General features: G+C 71.6%; 19 protein-coding genes. 13 read left to right on the forward strand and 6 right to left on the reverse strand.

Features of this window, described 5'->3' with window-relative positions; genetic code table 11:
- Nucleotides 1-25: 25 nt before the first annotated feature.
- A complete protein-coding gene (locus AB0J46_RS11750) occupies nt 26-3,430 on the forward strand; it encodes a BTAD domain-containing putative transcriptional regulator (RefSeq protein WP_364329813.1) in 3,405 nt (1,134 codons plus the stop codon).
- Here the strand turns inward: AB0J46_RS11750 and AB0J46_RS11755 are convergent.
- On the reverse strand, nt 3,399-3,914 hold the full coding sequence (locus AB0J46_RS11755) for a hypothetical protein (protein ID WP_364329816.1): 516 nt from the start codon (nt 3,912-3,914) through the stop codon (nt 3,399-3,401). The two genes, AB0J46_RS11750 and AB0J46_RS11755, sit on opposite strands and share 32 nt — an antisense overlap.
- A 156-nt stretch (nt 3,915-4,070) precedes the next feature.
- Between AB0J46_RS11755 and AB0J46_RS11760 the strand changes: the two genes are divergently transcribed.
- Nucleotides 4,071-4,592 carry a VTT domain-containing protein gene (locus tag AB0J46_RS11760; protein WP_352327048.1) on the forward strand — a complete coding sequence of 174 codons (522 nt, stop codon included), beginning with the start codon at nt 4,071-4,073 and terminating at the stop codon, nt 4,590-4,592.
- Here the strand turns inward: AB0J46_RS11760 and AB0J46_RS11765 are convergent.
- Complete coding sequence (locus tag AB0J46_RS11765) at nt 4,589-4,780, reverse strand: DUF1508 domain-containing protein (RefSeq protein ID WP_364329820.1); 192 nt, start codon at nt 4,778-4,780, stop codon at nt 4,589-4,591. The genes AB0J46_RS11760 and AB0J46_RS11765 overlap by 4 nt on opposite strands.
- Nucleotides 4,781-4,891: 111 nt before the next feature.
- Here AB0J46_RS11765 and AB0J46_RS11770 point away from each other — a divergent pair, with 111 nt between their 5' ends.
- Entirely contained in the window at nt 4,892-5,737 is an 846-nt protein-coding gene (locus AB0J46_RS11770; protein ID WP_364329823.1) for a serine hydrolase, read from the forward strand.
- A gap of 57 nt (nt 5,738-5,794) precedes the next feature.
- On the opposite strand, the gene AB0J46_RS11775 is transcribed toward AB0J46_RS11770, so the two are convergent.
- Complete coding sequence (locus AB0J46_RS11775; protein ID WP_364329826.1) at nt 5,795-6,406, reverse strand: hypothetical protein; 612 nt, start codon at nt 6,404-6,406, stop codon at nt 5,795-5,797.
- A gap of 196 nt (nt 6,407-6,602) precedes the next feature.
- Here AB0J46_RS11775 and AB0J46_RS11780 point away from each other — a divergent pair, with 196 nt between their 5' ends.
- The gene (locus tag AB0J46_RS11780) at nt 6,603-6,896 is read left to right on the forward strand and encodes a hypothetical protein (protein WP_364329829.1); all 294 of its coding nucleotides are present in this window, start codon (nt 6,603-6,605) and stop codon (nt 6,894-6,896) included.
- Nucleotides 6,897-6,900: 4 nt separating this feature from the next.
- Here the strand turns inward: AB0J46_RS11780 and AB0J46_RS11785 are convergent, their stop codons facing one another.
- The 3 genes from AB0J46_RS11785 to AB0J46_RS11795 all read right to left on the reverse strand — a co-directional run bounded on the left by AB0J46_RS11785 (nt 6,901) and on the right by AB0J46_RS11795 (nt 8,997).
- Nucleotides 6,901-7,350 carry a group II truncated hemoglobin gene (locus tag AB0J46_RS11785; protein ID WP_352327053.1) on the reverse strand — a complete coding sequence of 150 codons (450 nt, stop codon included), beginning with the start codon at nt 7,348-7,350 and terminating at the stop codon, nt 6,901-6,903.
- 65 nt (nt 7,351-7,415) lie between these two features.
- Nucleotides 7,416-8,231 carry an RNA methyltransferase gene (locus AB0J46_RS11790; protein WP_364329833.1) on the reverse strand — a complete coding sequence of 272 codons (816 nt, stop codon included), beginning with the start codon at nt 8,229-8,231 and terminating at the stop codon, nt 7,416-7,418.
- Complete coding sequence (locus AB0J46_RS11795; protein ID WP_364329836.1) at nt 8,224-8,997, reverse strand: DUF4184 family protein; 774 nt, start codon at nt 8,995-8,997, stop codon at nt 8,224-8,226. The genes AB0J46_RS11790 and AB0J46_RS11795 overlap by 8 nt, the downstream gene beginning before the upstream one ends.
- Before the next feature lie 141 nt (nt 8,998-9,138).
- Between AB0J46_RS11795 and AB0J46_RS11800 the strand changes: the two genes are divergently transcribed.
- From AB0J46_RS11800 to AB0J46_RS11840, 9 genes are all read left to right on the forward strand, one after another.
- Nucleotides 9,139-9,777 carry a hypothetical protein gene (locus AB0J46_RS11800; protein ID WP_364329839.1) on the forward strand — a complete coding sequence of 213 codons (639 nt, stop codon included), beginning with the start codon at nt 9,139-9,141 and terminating at the stop codon, nt 9,775-9,777.
- A 224-nt stretch (nt 9,778-10,001) separates the two neighbouring features.
- On the forward strand, nt 10,002-11,684 hold the full coding sequence (locus AB0J46_RS11805) for a substrate-binding domain-containing protein (protein WP_364329842.1): 1,683 nt from the start codon (nt 10,002-10,004) through the stop codon (nt 11,682-11,684).
- Nucleotides 11,685-11,823: 139 nt separating this feature from the next.
- Nucleotides 11,824-13,395 carry a sigma-70 family RNA polymerase sigma factor gene (locus AB0J46_RS11810; RefSeq protein ID WP_364329845.1) on the forward strand — a complete coding sequence of 524 codons (1,572 nt, stop codon included), beginning with the start codon at nt 11,824-11,826 and terminating at the stop codon, nt 13,393-13,395.
- A 274-nt stretch (nt 13,396-13,669) separates the two neighbouring features.
- Complete coding sequence (locus AB0J46_RS11815) at nt 13,670-14,038, forward strand: hypothetical protein (RefSeq protein ID WP_357998873.1); 369 nt, start codon at nt 13,670-13,672, stop codon at nt 14,036-14,038.
- 11 nt (nt 14,039-14,049) lie between these two features.
- Entirely contained in the window at nt 14,050-15,165 is a 1,116-nt protein-coding gene (locus AB0J46_RS11820; RefSeq protein WP_358288003.1) for a GNAT family N-acetyltransferase, read from the forward strand.
- A 150-nt stretch (nt 15,166-15,315) separates the two neighbouring features.
- The gene (locus AB0J46_RS11825) at nt 15,316-16,149 is read left to right on the forward strand and encodes a glycosyltransferase family 2 protein (protein ID WP_357978338.1); all 834 of its coding nucleotides are present in this window, start codon (nt 15,316-15,318) and stop codon (nt 16,147-16,149) included.
- Between the two features lie 11 nt (nt 16,150-16,160).
- A complete protein-coding gene (locus AB0J46_RS11830; protein ID WP_358288006.1) occupies nt 16,161-17,102 on the forward strand; it encodes a glycosyltransferase family 2 protein in 942 nt (313 codons plus the stop codon).
- Nucleotides 17,099-17,902: a polysaccharide deacetylase family protein gene (locus tag AB0J46_RS11835; RefSeq protein ID WP_364329851.1), complete on the forward strand. Its 804-nt coding sequence runs from the start codon at nt 17,099-17,101 to the stop codon at nt 17,900-17,902. The genes AB0J46_RS11830 and AB0J46_RS11835 overlap by 4 nt, the downstream gene beginning before the upstream one ends.
- Nucleotides 17,895-19,211 (forward strand): hypothetical protein, encoded by a 1,317-nt coding sequence (locus AB0J46_RS11840; RefSeq protein ID WP_364329854.1) that lies wholly within the window; start codon nt 17,895-17,897, stop codon nt 19,209-19,211. The genes AB0J46_RS11835 and AB0J46_RS11840 overlap by 8 nt, the downstream gene beginning before the upstream one ends.
- The last annotated feature ends 746 nt before the right edge of the window (nt 19,212-19,957 follow it).

The raw sequence follows: 19,957 nt of genomic DNA on the forward strand, positions 1-19,957 counted from the left end.
AAGCCCGCATAGCGTGGCGGCTGACATGGTGGCGTTCCGGGTTCTGGGGCCAGTCGAGGCGTACGAACACGACGACGAACTCGACCTCGGCGGGTTGCGGCAGCGGGCCGTCCTCGCCCGACTTCTCGTGGCCAGAGGTCAGGTCGTGCCGGTTGACACGCTTCTTTACGATCTGTGGGACGACGACGCCGCCAAGGGCGCCCAGTCGGGCCTGCAGGTCTACATCTCCCGCCTGCGCAGGGTGCTCGAACCGGGCCGGCCGCGCGGCGGCCCCAACCGCCTGCTGGTGACCGTCGCCTCCGGCTACGCGCTGCGCGTGGCCGCCGAGCAGGTCGACGCGCTGCGCTTCGAGCAGCTGGTCAGGGCGGCGGGCGAGCACCTCGAAGAGGGCGACCCGCAGTCCGCCCGCGGCCGCCTGGAGAAGGCGCTCGGGCTGTGGCGCGGCACCCCCTACTCCGACTTCGCCGACCAGCCCTGGGCCGAGGCCGAGGTCAACCGGCTGGCCGAGCTGCGCCTGGTGGCCCGCGAGCGGCACGCCGACACCGGCCTGCGGCTGGCCCTGCACGCCGAGACCGTCCCCGACCTGGAGGCGCTGACCACCGAGCACCCGCTGCGCGAGGAGGGCTGGCGGCTGCTGGCGCTGGGCCTCTACCGCTGCGGCAGGCAGGGCGACGCGCTGGCCGCGCTGCGCAGGGCCAGGAACATGCTGGCCGACGAGCTGGGCATCGACCCCGGGCCCGCGCTGCGCAAACTGGAGTCCGACATCCTGGCCCAGGCCCCCGAGCTGGAGCTGGCCGCGCCGCCGCGTCCCGCCCGGCCCGCCCCGGTCACCGACACCTGGCCGCCCCGACCGGCCGCCGCGCACGTCGAGCCGCCGCCGCTGGAGCCCGAGCCGTTCGTCGGCCGCGACGCCGAGCTGGCCAGGCTGACCACGGCCGCCTCGCGCACCGGCCGCTTCCAGGTCGCGATCGTGACCGGCGTCGCGGGCGCGGGCAAGACCACGCTGCTGCGCCAGCTCGACGGCAGGCTCGGCGCCGACGGCTGGATCACCGCCTCCGGCGCCTGCCCCGACTCCAGCGCCACCCCGCCGGGCTGGGCCTGGGTCGAGATCCTGCGCTCGCTGATCGGCACGACCGGCGCCGGTGAGTACGCCCAGCTCCTGGCCCCCCTGCTCGACGACACCGCCCCCGACCCCGACGAGGACGAGGTCTCGGGCGGCTTCCGCCTGCACCGCGCGGTCGGCGGCTACCTCGCCGGCGTGGCCCGCCGGGCGCCGGTGCTGCTCACGCTGGAGGACCTCCACTGGGCCGACGACCAGACGCTGGCCCTGCTGCGCGCGCTGCCGAGCCTGCTGGCCACCAGCCGCGTGCTGCTGGTCGTGACGTGCCGGGAGAGCGAGCTCGACGACCGCCAGTCCGACGTGCTGGCCGCCCTGGCCCGTCTTGAGCCGCTGCGCGTGGGCCTGTCGGGCCTCGACCCGAAGGCCGTGGCCGAGCTGGTCAAGGCCACCTGCGTCCGCGAGATCGACGAGGACGCGGTCGAGTCCATCGTCGAGCGCACCGGCGGCAACCCGTTCTTCGTGCGCGAGACCGTCCGGCTGCTCGACGCCGAGGGCGCGGCCGACCGGGCCAGCGCCACGCAGGTGCTCTCGCGCGTGCCCTCGGGCGTGCGCGACGTGCTGCGGCGGCGCATCTCGCGGCTGCCCGCCGGCGCCCAGCAGATCCTGCTCCAGGCCGCGGTGATCGGCCGCGACGTCGACCTCGACGTGCTGGTCACGGTCGCCGGCGACGAAGACGCGGTGATCGAGGCGGTCGAGGCCGCGCTGCTGGCCGGGCTGGTGACCGAGCCGGGCCCGGGGCTGCTGCGCTTCGACCACGACCTGGTGCGCGACACGATCTACTCCGACGCCTCCCGCCTGCGCCGCACCCGCCTCCATGCCGCCGTCGCCGCGGTGATCGAGCAGCGCACGTCCTCCGACGTGGCGGCGCTGGCCCACCACTACTTCCTGGCCGACGCGGCCGAGAAGGCCGTCCACTACGCGGGTCTGGCGGCCGAGCAGGCCGAGCGGCGCTTCGCCCACCGCGAGGCGGCCACCCTGTGGGAGCAGGCCATCGCGGCCTTCGACCGCGGCGGTCCGCGCAAGGACGACAAGGGCCGCGAGTCCGAGCCGGAGCGTGCCAAGGAGCGGCTGCGGCTGATGCTCCGGCAGATCAAAGCGCTGGCGTTGTGCGGCGACATGACGGCGGCCAGGCTGCTGCGCCGCCAGGCCATGGACGCCGCGCTGCCGCTCGGCGACCTGGAGATCACCGCGAAGGTGGCCGCGTCGCTGGCGGTGCCGCACAAGGGCATGGCGCGCGACTTCACCCGTACCGCGTGGGAGATCGTCGACGTCACCGAGAAGGCGCTCATCGAACTGCCCGCGGGTGAGCAGCGCCTGCGGGCGAGCCTGCTCACCACGCTGGCGCTGGAGCTGGAGGGCTCCTCCGCGCCCGAGCGCGGGCGGCAGGCGTCGCTGGAGGCGCTGGAGCTGGCCCGGCAGAGCGGCGACCCGACGCTGATCGCGGCGGCGCTGAGCGGCCGGCTGCGCCAGTCCTACGACATCCCGGCCGTCGACACCCGCGAGGGCATCGGCAGGGAGCTGCTGGAGGTCGCCCAGCGCTCGGGCCAGATGGCCACGCAGGCCCTGGCCCACCTGGTGCTGCTGGAGTGCGCGGCGGCCAGGGGCGAGTTCGCGGCCGCCGACGAGCACGCCGCCGCCGCCGACCGCCTGGCCAAGCAGTACGACCTGTCCGCTCCCGCGGCCGTCGTCGTCTGGTACGCCGGTCAGCGCATGATGATCGCCGGCGACTACGCGGGCGCCGAACGCACCTACCGCGAGGCCGCCAGGATGACCGCGCGGGCCGGCATGCTCGAAGGCCGCCAGGACCTCCCGCTGATCACCGCGTTCTGCCTGCACCTGGTCGACGGCCGGGCGGCCGAGACCGTCGAGCTGCTGGCGCCGGCCCATCAGCGCGGCGCCAAGTGGACGCTCGACGCCTACGCCCTCGCCCTGGCCTCGGCGGGGCACCTCAACGACGCCAGGGCCGTGGCCGCCACCCGCCCGCCCGTCCGGCCCGACTTCCTCTACGAGCTGGTGATGACCTGGCGGGCGCTGGCGGGCATGCTGCTCGACGACCGCGAGCGCATGGTCGACTGCTACGACAAGCTCAAGCCGTTCGCCGACCGGGTGGCCGGCGCGGGCACGGGCGTCGTGGCGTTGTGGCCGGTGGCGCTGACCCTGGGCGACCTGGCCATCCGGCTGGGCCAGCCCGACGCGGCGCGCGAGCACTACGAGAAGGCTCTTGAGGTGGCCCAGCGGGTGGGCGTGCCGCGCTGGGTGGAGGCGGCGCGCCGGTCGGTCAGCAGCTCACCTGGAAACGCTCGCTCGTGACGGTCCCGCCGGGCCGGGCGATCAGCTCGACCCGGTACCACCCGGCGTTGCCGGAGATCTGCGGCCGCCACTCCACGCTCTGGCTGCCGCCGGCGAACCCGGAGTGGTCCGCCAGGTAGGTGCGCCACGTCCCGGTCGCCGGGCTCCAGCGCGACAGCCGCCAGCGGTACAGGACCGTCGTGCCGGGCCGCGGGTTGACCAGCAGGCCGCGGGCCAGGAACGACTTGCCGCAGCCGGGGGCGCCGTCGGTCAGGGCGCTGAGGGCGATCTCGCCCGCGCGGGCGGGGGCGCTCTGCCGGGCCGGGGCGGTGATGGGCAGCTCGCGGGCCGAGAGGGTGACGGTCCGCACCGGCTCGGCGGCCGACCCGGCGCTGCTGTAGGCGGAGAAGCCGACGTAGGCGCTGGTGAAGGCGAGCGCGGCCACGAAGAGCTTGACCGCGTTGGCGGTACCGCCGGCCAGGACCACCGCACTTCTCGACGACATGATCAAACACCCCTTTTGCTCAGTTCAGGTATAGGGCGGGATGGTTGAGGGGCGGTTGTCGGCTACTTGCAGCCGGGGGTCCGGCCTTGCAAGCTGATGTGGCGGAACGCCTCTTCCTTGACTAAGGTAAGGCTGACCTAAGGCGTTGGAGTGGGGGTGAGCGGGCTCATGTGGCATGCGGCTGCCGCCCTCCCCGATCCCGCCCGGCCGTTCTGGTTCGGGCTGCCGTACTGGCTGGTGGGGGCCGTTCTCATCCTCGCGCTGTTCGGCGCGTTCCAGGTCTACTACTGGGTCGGCCGCAAGCTCGGCGAGAAGCTCTACGAGTCCAAGGTCGGCGTGCGGCTCGGCCGCGAGCGCATCGCGCGGATCGAGGGCGTGGTCGAGAAGTGGGGCGCGCTGGCCGTCTACGGCTGCTTCTGGGTGCCCATGCTGCGGCACACGCTGCCGTGGGTGGCGGGCGCGCTGCGGGTGTCCTATCCCTGGTACGTGGTGGCGAGCGCGCTCGGCTGCCTGACCTGGGCGCCCATCTGGTGGTTCGGGCTCACGGCGCTGGTGTGGGGCTGGCTGCAACTGGCCGCCCGCTCGCCCGTCAGCGCGCTGGTCCTGCTGCTCGCGGTCGCGGCCGGCGTGGCCTGGTTCTTCGTCCGCCGCCGGCGCAAGGCCCTGGCCTCGTCCTAGATCGCGGCCCGGGTCTGGTCGTCGATGGCGGCCTCGGGAGCGTTCCTGCGCACGGTCTCGATGCCGTTGACGCAGGCGGCCTTGCTCGGGTAGCCCTCGCCCACGGCCAGCGTCTGCCCGTTGTTCGCGACGAGCGCGAAACGGAACGTGCCCCGCTCGTCCTGACTGATGATGAACCTGCCTGCCACGGCCTCGTCTCCCCGCAGATGTCGGATCTATCAAGCATTTACCCCCAACTGAGGGCCACTTACGGCCGAGTTTCGCAAACCAACCCTTGATCTCCTGCGAACATGTCTGGCATGCGTATTGGGGGTTTCATCGGCTCTGCCGTACTCGCGTTGGTTGTGGGGATCTCTTACCCGGCGTCCGCCGCACGGGCCGCCGACGTCCCGACCGTGAAAGCGGAGGCGGCATATGTAGTGGACTCGGACGGAACGATCCACTTCGCGAAGCGGGAGACCCGGCGGGTGCCGGTCGCCAGCCTGGTCAAGGTGATGACGGCCTACGTCGTCCTGCGCGAGGGACGCCTGAACGAGCCGATCACCGTCACCGCCGCCGACACGAAGCACGCGACCAGCAACGGCGCGACCACGGCCGGCCTGCGGAAGGGCGAGCGCCTCACGGCCAGGGACCTGCTGTACGGCCTCATGCTCCCCTCGGGCGCCGACGCCGCCAACGCCCTGGCCAGGAAGTACGGGCCGGGCAAGACGGCGTTCGTGGCCAAGATGAACCGGGCCGCGCGCTCGCTCGGCCTCGGCGACACCCGCTACACCAACCCCGACGGACTGCCCACGCCGGCCAACGGCGGTTACTCGACCGCCGTGGACCAGGTCACGCTGGCGCAGCGGGCGATGGCCGACCCGGTCTTCCGCACGGTGGTGGGCAGCAAGGTGTACAAGGTCGCCAAGTCCGCCCTGCACGGGGCGCACACCTGGCGCAACTCCAACAAGCTGCTCGGCCGCTCAGCGGACGTCGTGGGCGTGAAGACCGGCTACACGAACGCGGCGCAGTACTGCCTGCTGTTCGCGGGCGACCGCGGCGGCAGGCGGGTGTTCGGCGTCCTGCTCCACGACGGGGACGAGCGCCGCTTCAGCACCGCCGAGCAACTGCTGGACTTCGCGGGCGAGCAGATCGCCGGCGGCTGACCGCCGGAAGCCAGTCGGAGGCGAGCCGGCGGCTGACCCGCGGGAGCCGGCCGGAGATCAGCCGAAGGTGAGCCGGCCCGCTGCGGACAGCGTGCCCAGGCCGCCGGTCGCGCAGGCCAGGAGGCCCATGGCGGGCGTGATCGCGCCACGGACGCGCTCGCGGGCCAGCGGCCCCGACACGACCGTGCCGGTCAGGAAGCTGTCGGCCGGGCTCTGGGTGGCCAGCCGGTCGGCCCGCGTACGCACCTCCGATGTGCCGACCGGCCGCCCGTCGAGGCCGAACCAGGTGATGCGCGCTGTGCCGTGGACCTGCCGGGCGCTCGCGCACGACGCCCGGCCGACGCTCCTCAGGGTGACCCAGCCCGAGCGCAGGTAGGGGGCCGAGCCGTCGCCCGACAGGCAGCCGGTGAGCTGGAGGTTGCCGCGGGCCGACACCGGCTTCGCGGTCAGCCCGATGCGCGGGCTGAAGGTCAGCGGCCGGCCGGCCGGGGAGCTGACGGCACAGCTCAGGGCGCTGCGATCGGCGGAGGCGGCCCGCGGATGCGTGGCCGCCTCCGGACGGACGGCCGCTCCCGCACGAGGAACATGCGGAGTCGTGAACGCGGGCGGGATCGTGAACGCGGGCGGGGTGGCCGCGACCGCGGCCGCGATGATCCAGGTCGGCTTCACGGGACCTCCGTCGGTCGCTCTCGGTGATCGGCGGATCACATCTTGCCGCATCCCGTCGTGATTGAGGCCGCCGATCTCGGGTACCGGCTCGTCGCAACCGACGCCGCCCAGGCCGACTTCGGCCGCCCGAAGCCGACCCCACGGTCGATTCGCGCAGATAGGGTGGTGAATGTACCCCTCCGCAATAAGGAAGATCATGGCGGAATTCATCGAAGTCCGCACGACGATCGAAGGCCATGAGCAGGCCGCCGCGCTCGCGCACACCATCCTGCTCGCGGGGCTGGCCACCTCGATCGACATCGCGGAAGTCCCGGCCGCGGAGGCCGGGGTCTCCTGGCAGCTCACCCTCATCACACCACGCGAACAGGCCGCCGAGCTGGCGGCGCACATCGGCGCGAACGGCGGTGCCGGCACCGTCGAGGCCCAGCCGGTGCTGCACGACATCGACGCCTACCCCGACTGGCTCACCGAGGACACCGACCGCCCCTGACCGGCTACTCCGGCGGCCGCTCCCAGTCCCAGCGCGGCACCTCGCGCAGCGGGTGGAGCTGGTCGTCGGTCTCGGCGTGGGAGTTCTGCAACGCGACCTGCGTGCCGAACTCCACGTGCGAGCGGAGCGAGGCCCGGAACGGCTCGTCGCCGGGCAGCCCGGCCGCGTCGGCGGCCTCCATGTACAGCTCGACGAACCGCCGCCGCTGGGCCTCCTCGATGCCCAGCCCGCGGTGCGCCTCGATGAGCAGCGGGAAGCCGCCCATCTCCGCCGAGAACGTGTCGGGGCCGCCGAACGTCTCGACGGTGAAGGCGGTCAGGTTGTCCACGTGGCTCGCCTTGCCCTCGCCGAAGAGCGGCTGGAGCAGCGGGTCGGCCAGCAGGCTGCGGTAGAAGATCTCGATGAAGCGGCGTAAGCCCTCTTCGCCGCCGGCGTGCTCGAACAGGGTCTGCATGATGACAGGGTCACCCGCCTGACCGACGCGCCGCCAGACCCATTCGCGGGCCCGTGCCCGGACGGTCAGCGCGCGGCCGAGCGCATCAGCCCGTGACAGGCGATCGCCGCCGCGGCCACCACGTTGAGTGAGTCGACGCCGGCGTCCATCGCGGCCGGGCTCATCGGGATGCAGACCGCGTGGTCGGCCTCGTGCAGCCAGTGGGAGGACAGGCCGTCGCCCTCGGCGCCGAGCAGCAGCGCCACCCGTTCGCCCATCGCGACCTGGTCGAGGGGGACCGCGCTCTGGTCGGGGGTCAGCGCCAGGGTCTGGAACCCGGCCGCCCGCAGCTCGCCGAGGCCGGTGTACCAGTCGTCGAGCCGCGCGTACGGGATCGAGAAGACCGCGCCCATGGAGACCTTCACCGCCCGGCGGTAGAGCGGGTCGGCGCAGCGCGGCGAGAGCAGGACGCCGTCCACGCCGAGCGCGGCGGCGCAGCGGAAGATCGCGCCGACGTTGGAGTGGTCGACCAGGTCCTCCAGGACCAGCAGCCGGCGGGCCCCGCCCTTGATCAGGCTCTCGGCCGTGGGCAGCGGCAGGCGTCGCATGGAGGCCAGCGCGCCGCGGTGGATCTGGAAGCCCGCGATGCCGGCCATCAGCTCGTCGCTCACCTCGTAGACGGTGGCGTCGCCGAGGACGTCGGACAGCGACTCGTACCAGCGCCGGGTGGTCAGGACCGAGCGGATGGGGTAGCCGGCGGCGATGGCCCGCCTGATCACCTTCTCCCCCTCGGCGAGGAACAGGCCGCGCTCCGCCTCCAGGCTCTTGCGCAGCTCGACGTCCCGCAGCCGGGTGTAGTCGGCGATTCGGGGGTCGTCGGCGTCGAACACGTAGTCAGGCACCTTCCGATACTGCCATGCGCCGCCTGACCTGCCAGACGATCGCGTAGCAGGCCAGGACGGCCGAGAGCCCGATCACGGTGCCCGCGCCCGTCTTGGTGAGCACGCTCCGGAAGCCGAAGGCGGGGTTGGGCTCGTCCACCAGCGGCCACACGAGGGCGCCGGCGACCGTGCCGAGCGCGCAGGCGGCCAGCACGGCCCACCGCACGGCGGGCGCGAGCCGCAGACGGCCCGGCACGCCGGCCGCCTCGGTGCGGGACAACGCGCGCCAGGCCCACCACACGACCACGGCCAGCCCGACGGCCGACGAGGTGTACTGCAGCACGCTGAAGAGCCTGGTCGTGCCGAAGACGGGGGTGTCGGGCCAGGCGCCCCAGCGGGCGGAGGCGTAGGAGTGGGTGAAGGAGTCCCAGAACAGGTGGGTGGCCGAGCCGATCACGCCGCCGGCCACCACCGGCAGGACCCTGAGCCGGCCCGGCCGCAGGAGCGCCGCGGCCGGGCCGGCCAGGGACGGCGGCAGCAGCGAGATCAGCGGATCGCGCAGCACGAGGTGGAACAGCGGCAGGAGCAGCAGCACCGCGGCCAGGTCGAGGGTGAGCACGCCCTGCCAGGAGTGCCAGTCGCCGTAGACCGGCAGGAACGGCAGGAAGATCGGCAGGTCGGGGACCATCGCCCCGAGCGCGAGCGCCCACGGATCGGCGAACCGCCGCGCCCGTCCGGAGGCCACCAGAGGCAGCACGGCGGCGATGTGACTGGGCGTGAACGGCACGATCCCTCCCCCGGACGCGATCACCGCCATTATCCGGTGAATCTTGAACATCCTTTGCCGCACAGGGCTTAAAGTCACTCTGGGTCATGGGTACGTTACGTAACGCTGTCGACGGCCGGATAGCCGGGAGTTCGGGGGTTCATGGTGTCTGACCAGCGGATTCATGAGCATCCGGCCGCGACGGCCGACTGGCTGCGGGCCGCCCGCGCCGCGCGTGCGCTGTCGGTGGCCACGCTCGCCTGGCTGGCCGTGGAGAGCACGCTGGGCCTGGCCGCCGGGCTGTCGGCGCATTCCGTCGCGCTGATCGGGTGGGGGCTGTCGGCCTTCGCCGAGGCCGGGGCGAGCCTGATCGTGGTGTGGCGCTTCACCGGCGCCCGCACGCTCTCACCGCACGCCGAGACCACCGCCAGGCGCGCGGTGGCGGTGAGCTTCTGGCTGCTCGCGCCCTACCTCGTCGCGCACGTCGCGCACGACCTCGACGCCGGCCACCGGGCCACGCCGACCGTGCTCGGCATCGTCGTCACGACGGTCAGCCTGGTCAGCATGCCCGCGCTGGGGCTGGTCAAGCGGCGGCTGGGGGCGCGGCTGGCGTCGGCGGCGACGTCCGGCGAGGGCACCCAGAACCTGATCTGCGCCGCCATGGCGGCCGGCGTGCTGGCCGGCCTGTGGCTGAACACGCTGGGCTGGTGGTGGGTGGATCCGGCCATGGCGGTGGCCCTCGCGGCGGTCGCGGTGCGTGAGGGAGCGCGCGCCTGGCGCGGTCACGCCTGCTGCCATTGACCGCCACTCTCCGTAATAGGCGCACCAAAAGAGCGGTTTTGCCACACAGAGCCCACCGAGTAGTGTTCCCGGAGTATTGCGGAGCAACTCCCGCTAGGGTCTCCGGAAGGTCTCAACACACCTAAGAGGACATCGTGGGGCGACACCGGACAGACGAGCTCGATGGCGGCTACCGAGCCCAGGAACCACCCTCCCGCAGACGGTCGGTCAGCGGGCGTGGCAGGGTGCTCGTACCGCTGGCCGGGGCCGTCGCGCTGGCCGTGCTCCTCGGTGTCGCGGCGTTCGTGATCTTCAATCGGGAGCACGACTGCTCGGCCGGCAAGCTGCCGCTGCGCGTCGTGGCCACCCCCGACATCCACCCCGCGCTCAACAAGATCGCCGCCAACTACACCAAGGCCCTGCACTCGATCGACAGCAAGTGCGTCGAGGTCACCGTGACCAGGGAGGCGGCGGCCAAGACCGCGAACGGGCTGGCCGCCGGCAAGTCCGGCGCGGACGTGTGGGTGGCCGACTCCAGCCTGCTGGTGAGCAACCTCCGCAACTCCCCCGCGGGCTCGGCGCTGCCGGAGCCGGCCGGCTCGGTCGCCCTGTCGCCCGTCGTGCTGGCCGCGGCCAAGTCCGCCGCGGCGAAGCTGTCCGGCAGCCTGACGCCGAGCTGGGCGGGCATGATCGCGGCGGCCAACGTGGCCAACCCCGACGGCCCCGGCAGGAAGGTCCGGGTGCTGGCGCTCGACCCGCAGAAGAACTCCGCCGGGCTGGCCGCGCTGCTGGCCGCCGCCACCTCGGCCAAGGAGGCCGGGCAGAACAAGGCGCTGGTCGGCGCGCTGAAGGAGATCTCCGGCCAGCTCGCCTCCGACCCGGCGGCGCTGCTGGCCAGCCTGACGGTGAAGTCGGGCAGCAAGGTGCCGGTCGGCGTCGCCTCCGAGCAGGCCGTCTACGCCCACAACGCCAAGAAGCCCGAGGCCCCGGTGGTCGCCCTCTATCCCAAGGAGGGCACGCTCAGCCTCGACTACCCGATCACGATCGTCACCAAGGACCCGGCGGTCCAGAAGGCGGCCGCGGACTTCAGGCAGGACCTCGGCACGGACGCGGCCAAGAAGATCCTGCGCGACGCGGGCTTCCGCAGCCCCGACGGCAAGGCCGGCGAGACGCTGACGAAGGAGAAGGGGTTCGTCCCCGACAAGCCGGAGGCGCTGCCGAAGCCCGACGCCAAGAGCGTGGCCTCGATGGTCCAGACCTGGTCGCGGCTGAACCTCGGCACCCGGCTGCTCACCCTGCTCGACGTCTCCGGCACAATGGCGCTGCCCGTCCCCGGCACGAACATGACCCGCATGCAGGCCATCAACAAGATCGCCATGGAGGGCCTGGGGCTGTTCCCGGCCGACTCCGAGCTGGGCCTGTGGACGTTCTCCACCCACATGGACGGACAGGGCAAGGACTGGCAGGAACTCGTCTCCGTCGGCCCGCTCGCCGAGTCCACCAACGGCGTGCTCCGCAAGCAGGCGCTGGTCCAGCAATTCGGGCAGATCCAGGCCAAGGCCACCGGCGACACCGGCCTGAACGACACCATCAAGGCCGCCTACGGCGAGCTGACGAAGACGTACCAGGAAGACAAGATCAACACCCTGCTGATCCTGACGGACGGCGCGGGCAACGACGACCCCGATGGCGGCGTCTCGAACGCCCAGATCCTGCAGTACCTCAAGAAGACCTACAACCCGAAGCGGCCGATCAGCATCCTGCTCATCGCCTTCGGGCCGGAGGCCGAGGCGGGCAGGAAGCAGATGGACACGCTGGCCAAGACGACCGACGGCGAGGCCTACATCGCCAAGGACGTGCTCCAGGTCCGCGACTTCTTCCTCCAGGGCATGGAACGCCGCCTCTGCGCCCCCGACTGCGACGGCTGAGCCACTCCCGTCACACGGATCACGACGTCATGCCGGTTGGGCATGACCGCCGCCGCGCCGGTCAACCTGGCCGATCGAGGCGGCGTCCTCTCCCGCGTGGGGGCCTGAGCGCCCGTTCCACCCGCGGGGAGGGGAATCCGTGCCTGGATGGCCGACGGTCGGCCGCGCCGACGATCAGGAACTGGTCGCCGCTCTGCGGCGGGCCGACACCGACGCTCCCGCCGCCCTGTACGACTCCTACGGCGAACGGCTCTACGACTACGCCCTCTCGCTGATCGGCGACCGGGACTCGGCCGCCGACGCCGTGCACGACGCCCTGGTGACCGCGCAGGGCTGCGTGGACCGGCTGAAGGAGGCCGGCCGCCTGCGCGCCTGGGTGTACGCGCTGACCAGGTTCCAGGTCCGGGCCAGGATGGCCCACCGCGGCACGCCCGCCGGGGGCCTGCCGCAGGCGCATCCGTCCGCGCCGTCGTCCACGCCGCCGTCCGGGGAGCCCAACTCCGAGCTGGCCGGGCTGGTCCGCGAGACGCTGGGCGAGCTGAGCGGGAACGAGCGCGAGATCGTCCTGCTGTCGCTGCGGCACGGCCTGACGCCGGTCGAGGTCGCCTCGGTGCTGGGGCTGACCTCCCGCCAGGCCGCCACCCGGCTGGGCCGGGCCCGCGACCAGCTGGAGAACGCGGCCGCGGCGGTCGTCCTGGCGAAGACGGGCCGGGCGCACTGCCCGGACCTGTCGGCGATGGTGGACTCCTGGGAGGGGCCGCTCACGCCGTTGCTGCGGCGGCGGCTGTCGGGGCACATCGCCGGGTGCGAGGTGTGCACCGAGGGCAAGCACCGGCAGGTTGCGGCGTCGCGCCTGCTCGACCTGGTGCCGGTCGAGTTCCCGCCGCTCTCGCTGCGCCGCCGGGTGGTGGACACCTGCGTCGATCCCGGGCGCGACCAGACCAGGACGCTGATCACCGACCGCGGCGACAACTTCGACCGCACCGGCTTCCCGGTGGCCGCCGAACGGCGCTCGCGCCGCCGCCGTCCGCGCCGTCTCGGGCCGGTGGTGCTGGCCGGGGCGTGCGTGCTGGCCGCGACCGGGGCGGTGGTCGTGCTGAACGGCGGCGACGCCGCGCAGACCGCGCTCACCCTGACGCCCACGCCCACGCTCTCCCCCTCCTCCGAGCGCACGCCGGAGCCGGCGCCGGAGGAGGAGGAGGACGTGACGCCCGAGCCCACGCCGAGCGCCGACACGCCGGAGGCGTCCCCGTCCGCCACGCCGACGGTCCGGCGGCCCGCCCGGCGGCCCAGCGGCGGGCCGGCCGCGCCCACGGTGAGCCGCCGCAGGCCCGCGCCGGTCGCCCGGCTCGGCACCACGTGCCCCGCCTCGATCGCGGGCGCCGCCAAGATCGGGCTGCGCGCCCGCAACGCCGCGGTCTCCTGGGTGGCGACCGCGTCACAGGGCCTCGACGTCTTCCCCGCCAGCGGTTCGGTCAAGGCGGGCGGCTCGGTGTCGATCTGGGTGACCGTCGTGGACCCGAGCGCCGGCGGCCGCGGCCGCGTCTCGTTCACCTCGAACGGCGGCGCCGCCAGTTGCTCGCTTGCCTGGAACGCCGACCGCGCCCCGGAGTCCGATCCCCCCTCCGACCCGCCCACGCCCACCGCCGAGCCGTCCGAGGCGCCGAGCGAGGAACAGACCTCGAATGTGGACGCCGCACCACAAGGGTGACGAACAGCTCCCCTGGAAGAGCGGACATAACGGGATAAACAGGACCCTGGCTCGAACATCATAGGCCACATAGGGCATTCTGGTTAGCTTGGGGAACACGCCCGAAAACCCGGAGTCACCACGTCATGTGGCGGAAGTCACAGGAGAAACTTCGCCATGCCGGTGAACCTCAACGGCTCACCAAGCGTCGGCATTGACGTGCCCGGACCAGGATTGGTCCCATGAAAATCGATCAACCATGTCTTGACCAGAAAGAGCAGGAGAGAAACAGGAGATGCTCAAGCACCGCAGAGCGCTGGCATGGCTGCTGGCGCTCGCCTGCATAGCGGGGGCCGTGGTCGCGCTGTTCGACCTCGACACCCCGCTGCGCCCGTTCTTGATCTCCCTGTTCCTCATGGTGGTGCCGGGGGCGGCGGTGGTGGGACTGTTGCGCGATCGTGACCCCCTTGCCGCACTATCAGTAGGAGCCGCGGCCAGCCTCGTCCTGAACGTGCTCCTCGCCGAAGCCATGCTGCTGTTCGACGCATGGTCGCCCAGAGCCGGCGTGGCGACGGTCGCCGTGCTCGGAGGGTTCATGTACGTGCTTCGCGTGTTGTACCGGGGGAAGAACATGCAGACCGAACAGGGGGCCAGGGCAAGGTGAACATCCAGGTAGTGCGCCCGAGAGACCTCGGCGACTCCGAACGCGCCCGATGGCGCGAGCTCCAGAAGGCCGATCCGAGTCTGGACAACCCGTTCCTCTCCGTCGAGTTCGCCGTGGCGATGGACCGCTTGCGTGACTACGTGAGGGTGGCGGTCATCTCCGACGGCAACCGCATCGCCGGGTTCTTCCCGTACGAGCGGCACAGCTTCGGCATCGGCAAGCCGCTCGGCGGCTTCCTCACCACCTGCCACGGCCTGATCGCCGTCCCCGACCTGCACCTCGACGCCAAGCAGCTGCTGCGCGCCTGCAAGCTCAGCGTGTTCGACTTCGACCACCTGGTCGCCGGCCAGCCGACGTTCGCCCCGTACGAGGCCGACGTGCGCCCGGCCCCCGTGATGGATTTCACCTCCGGCTTCGACTCCTGGCTGGAGCAGGTCAAGGCCAACTCCCCCAAGAACCTCAAGACCGTCCGCTACAAGGAGCGCAAGTTCGGCCGCGAGCAGGGCGGGCTGCGCTTCGAGTGGAACGCCACCGACCCCGAGGTCCTGCGCACGCTGCTGGCCTGGAAGTCCGACCAGTACCGGCGCACCGGCCGGGTCGACCGGTTCGCCCAGCCCTGGATCGTCGAACTCATCGACATGATGCATGCCGAGAAGTCATCGGACTTCTCCGGCATCCTCACCATGCTTTATGCCGGGGACGTGCCTGTCGCCGGGCATTTCGGTCTCCGTACGGCCACGACGCTTGTAGGGTGGTTCCCCGCCTACGACACCGAGTACGCCCGTTACTCGCCCGGCATCGTTCACCATCTGCAGATGGCCGAGGCCGCCGCGAACGACGGGATGCACATGGTTGACATGGGCAAGGGCGGCAAGGAGTACAAAGACTGGCTCAAGAGCGGGGTCCTGTACGTTGCCGAGGGCCGCATCTCACGACCGTCCGCGACAGCGGCCGTCCACTGGATGGGCCGAACTCCTTTCAACAAAGCTCGAACAATCGTGTTGGATCGACCGTCTCTTTATAAGGCGGCCGACCGCGTCCTCAAGGGCTTTGGTCGGGTGCGCACCTCTATGCAGCAGCAGCAGGAGTCACCCAATGTAGTCAAGGAACCAACGGGAGCCGGCTGAACGCTCCCGGCACCACCCCCCGGCACCAGCACACACCCTCACTCCACAGGACCCAACAATGCACCGCTCGTCGGCTCCGCCATTCCCGCAGCACCCGGGGATGACTCCATGCGGTGAGCAGGGCCGGGTCCCGGAAGGATATCCCTCGCCATGAGTCCCGAGATCACCAAGCACAACGGCAAGGTCCAGAAGTCGCCCTTGCGTTCCATGCCGCCCCCTTCGAGCTTCACGCCCGTCACCCCTCACCTGGCCATTTCCCCTACGGTGAGCGTGGTCGTCCCGGCGATGAACGAGGCCGAGAACCTGCCGCACGTCTTCGCGACGATCCCCCAGTGGGTCGACGAGATCGTGCTCGTCGACGGCAACTCCGTCGACGACACGGTCGAGGTCGCCAAGCGCCTGCGGCCCAACGTGAAGATCGTCACGCAGACCGGCAAGGGCAAGGGCGACGCCCTGTCCGCCGGCTTCGCCGCGTGCACGAGCGACATCATCGTCATGATCGACGCCGACGGCTCGACGGACGGCCGCGAGATCATCTCGTTCGTGGGCGCCCTCGTGACCGGAGCCGACTTCGTCAAGGGCTCGCGCTACGCCGCCGGCGGCGGCAGCGACGACCTGACGCTCAACCGGCGCCTGGGCAACAAGGTCCTCACCGGCATCGTCAACGTGATGTACAAGACCAGCTACACCGACCTGTGCTATGGCTACAACGCGTTCTGGGCGCGTCACCTCGACGTGCTCGACCTCGACTGCGACGGCTTCGAGGTCGAGACCCTGATGAACGTGCGGGCGGCCAAGGCCGGGCTGAAGGTGCACGAGGTGCCCAGCCACGAGCGCAACCGCATTCACGGCGAGAGCAACCTGCGTGCCGTACGAGATGGCTTCCGTGTGCTCAAGACGATCCTGAAGGAGTGGCGCCGCCAGCCCTCCGCACCTCAGCCTGAGCCCACCGCCACTCCCGCCGCTGACCGAGGCGTCGCGTAAGAGGAACCGTTGTGAACACGTCTGTTGTCATCTGCGTCTACACAGAAGAGCGCTGGGAGGACATCAGGCAGGCAGTCGAGTCGGTCGAGAACCAGAGCCGCCCGGCACACGAGCTGATCCTGGTGGTCGACCACAATCCGGACCTGCACCTGAAGCTCAAGCGCGCCTATCCACAGGCCATCGTGGTGGAGAACACGCACGAGCAGGGGCTGTCCGGCGGCAAGAACACCGGCGTGGCCACGGCCACAGGTGAGATCGTCGCGTTTCTCGACGACGACGCGGTCGCCGACGCGGGGTGGCTGGAGGCTTTGGAGGAGGGCTTCCAGGAATCCGGTGTGGTGGGCGTGGGCGGGCGTACCGACCCCTTGTGGGCGTCGAAGCGCCGGCCCCGCTGGTTCCCGTACGAGTTCGACTGGACGGTCGGGTGCACGTACCGCGGCATGCCCGCGGTACGCGCGCCGATCCGCAACGTCATGGGCGGCAACGCCGCCTTCCTGCGCGAGGTCGTCGCCGAGGTCGGCGGCTTCCACAGCGGCATCGGCCGCAGCGTGCAGGGCCGCAAGTCGCGCCCGCTGGGCTGCGAGGAGACCGAGTTCTGCATCAGGCTGAGCCAGCGCAAGCCGGGCTCGGTCATGCTGTTCGAGCCCCGCGCGGTCATCGGGCACAAGGTGTCCAGGCAGCGCGAGGGCTTCGCCTACTTCAGGTCCAGGTGCTACGCGGAGGGCCTGTCGAAGGCCCTGGTCACGCGGGAGGTCGGCACCCAGGACGGCCTGGCCAGCGAGCGCGCCCACGCGATGAAGACGCTGCCGCTCGGCGCGCTGCGCGGCGTGGGCGACGCCCTGCGCGGCGATCCGTCCGGGCTCGGCAGGGCCGCCGCGATCGTCGTCGGCCTGGCCTGGACGACCTGGGGTTACGTGGTCGGCACGGCAAGGCTGAAGGTGGCACGCTCATGATCCGCATTCCGATCCTGATGTACCACTCGGTCAGCGACAGCCCCAACGACGAGACGCGGCCGCACGCCGTGCGGCCGTCCGACCTGGCCGAGCAGCTCGCCTACCTGTCGGAGAGCGGGTTCACCCCGCTCACGCTGGGCGACCTGGTGGCCGCACTGAACAAGATCGACGGCCGTACGGTGCCGGCGAAGCCGATCGTCCTGACCTTCGACGACGGCTACGCCGACTTCCACAGCCAGGCCCTGCCCCTGCTCGACCGCTACAACTTCCCGGCCACGGTCTTCCTGACCAGCGGCTGGGTGGCCGACGCCGGCAAGGACGCCGCGGGCCGTCCGCTCGACGACATGCTGTCGTGGGGCCAGGCCCGCGAGGCCGCCCAGAACGGCATCGAGATCGGCGGCCACAGCCACAGCCACCCGCAGCTCGACCAGCTCCGCACCGACGACCTGCGGCAGGAGCTGCGCAGGAACAAGGGCCTGCTGGAGGAGAAGATCGGCGCGCCGGTCGCCACCATGGCCTACCCCTATGGCTACTCCAGCGCCCGGGTCCGCCACGAGGTGCGCAAGGCCGGCTACTTCGCCGCCTGCGCCGTGAGCAACACCATCGCGGCCGACCGCCACGACATGCTCGCCATCCCCCGGCTGACGGTCGGCAAGCCGACGACCATCAGCATGTTCAGGCGCGCCGTCGAAGGCAACGCCGTACCTCTCATCTACCTGCGCGAACGCATCCTCACCAAGGGGTACGCGGTCGTCCGGCGGACGAGGTACGGGCTGCAGCGGGTGCGCGGAAATGTCTAGCCTGCGGGAAAAGATCCTCCGCGACCTCAGCAATCCGCTCTTCCGCCAGGGTTACGCCCTGATGGCCAACACGGTCGTCACGGGCACCCTCGGCATGGGCTACTGGCTGCTCGCGGCACACTTCTACACCCCCGAGGAGTTCGGTCGCGGCCAGGCGGTGATCACCGCGATGCGGCTGTTCGCGTCGCTGACCGCGCTCGGCTTCGTGGGGGCGCTGGCCCGCTTCCTGCCGGTGGCCGGGCGGCGCACGCCCGAGCTCATCCTGCGCGGCTACGGCCTGGCCGCCGCCACGGGCGGGGTCGCGGCGCTCGGCTTCCTGCTGACGCTGCCGCTGTGGGGGAAGACGTACTCGGTGCTGGCCGGGTTCGGGCCGGGGCTGTTCTTCCTGGCCTCGGTGCTGGTGTGGGCCGTCTTCACGCTCCAGGACGTCGTGCTCACCGGGTTGCGCAAGGCCACCTGGGTGCCGGTCAACAACCTGGTGTTCGGCCTGGTCAAGATGGGCCTGCTGGTCGCGCTGGCCGGCGCGCTGCCCGACGGCGGCATCTTCGTCTCGTGGATGATCCCCACCGCCCTCGCGCTGATCCCGGTCAACTGGCTGATCTTCGGCGTCGTCGTGCCCCGGCACGTCAAGAGCCTCGGCGCCGCCCACGAGCCGCCCGGCCTGCGGCAGATCGGCCGGTTCCTGGCCGGTGACTTCCCCGGCACCCTGTCGATCCTGGCGATCGTCTACCTGGTGCCCGTGGTGGTGGCGACCAAGGTGGGCGAGGCCACGTTCGGGCGCTTCTCGATGGCCCACACGCTGGCCAGCATGATCGAGCTGCTGGCCATGAACATGGCGGTGTCGCTGACGGTCGAGGGGTCGTTCGACCGTTCCAAACTGGCCCTGAACTGCCGGCGGGCGCTGCGGCGCGGCTTCATGATCGTGACTCCGATCATCGCGGTGGCGATCATCGGGGCGCCGCTGATCCTGACCGTCTTCGGCGCCGAGTTCGCCGACGAGGGCTCCACGCTGCTGCGGCTGATGGCGCTGGCCGTGCTGCCGCGGGTGCTGATCGAGGTGTACCTGAGCGCGTTGCGGGCGCAGAGCCACGCGCGCACGCTGGCGCTGGTGCAGATCGGGCTGGCGGTGCTGGTGCTGGTGTCCACGGTGGCCCTTTTCCCGCACTTCGGGGTGAACGCCGTGGGTTACGGACTGCTCTTCAGCGAGCTGCTGGTGGCACTTCTGATCTTCGGAAATCTACGCAAAATACTCAATTTTGGTGAAACTGGGCAGCCGACTGTCACTCAGGGGTCGTCCGGGGCCGCATGATGGTCAACGTGAGGCAACGGGACGGCGATGGCATGACTAAGGGGAAGACCGGCTCCTCCGACGTTCGCAAGGACGCCGGGGAGGAGACAGAGACGCCCTTCGATCCGGAGGCCACGGGGGTGATCCCGCGGCTGACGTTCGACGACGGTCAAGGGGGCGCTCCGGCGTCCCCGCCGGCGTCGGACGAGGAGGCGCCGGGGGCGTCCGGCTCCCCTGCGGAGGTGAACGCCGAGACGACGACGGCCTTCCGCGTCCCCGGAGCCGTGCACATCGGCCACCCTCCCACGACTGACGAGCCCGCTTCCGGGCCTTCGCAGGCGTTCGCGGAGCGTGACGGCGCGGCCCAGCCCAGGACGGCGGGGCCCAACGCGTTCACCGCCAGGGCACCCCACGCCCCGGCCGAGCCGTCCGGCACTGAGCGGCCCGCGGCTTCGGACGCGAAGAGCTCACCGACCGCCGGGACCATGCCGATGCCTGCGGCGGAGTCTTCCCAGGCTCCCGCCGCCGGGGCTGCCAAGGGCGGCTCCCCCAAGACTGCTGACAGCGGCGACAGCTCCTCGAAGAGCTCCGCGACACCCCGAGGTGCGGGAAGTGCCCCGAAGGGGTCCGACTCGGCTGGATCGGGTGCTGCGGGATCGGCCGGGTCGCCTGCGACGGGGCCTGCTCGTTCCGGGGGCTCCTCCGACGCGGGTGGCGCCTCGCCGAACGGGGAGGCGGGCGCCGGCCGTACCGGGGTCGCCGACGCG

The organism is Nonomuraea sp. NPDC049758, from assembly GCF_040674635.1.
Lineage (GTDB): Bacteria > Actinomycetota > Actinomycetes > Streptosporangiales > Streptosporangiaceae > Nonomuraea.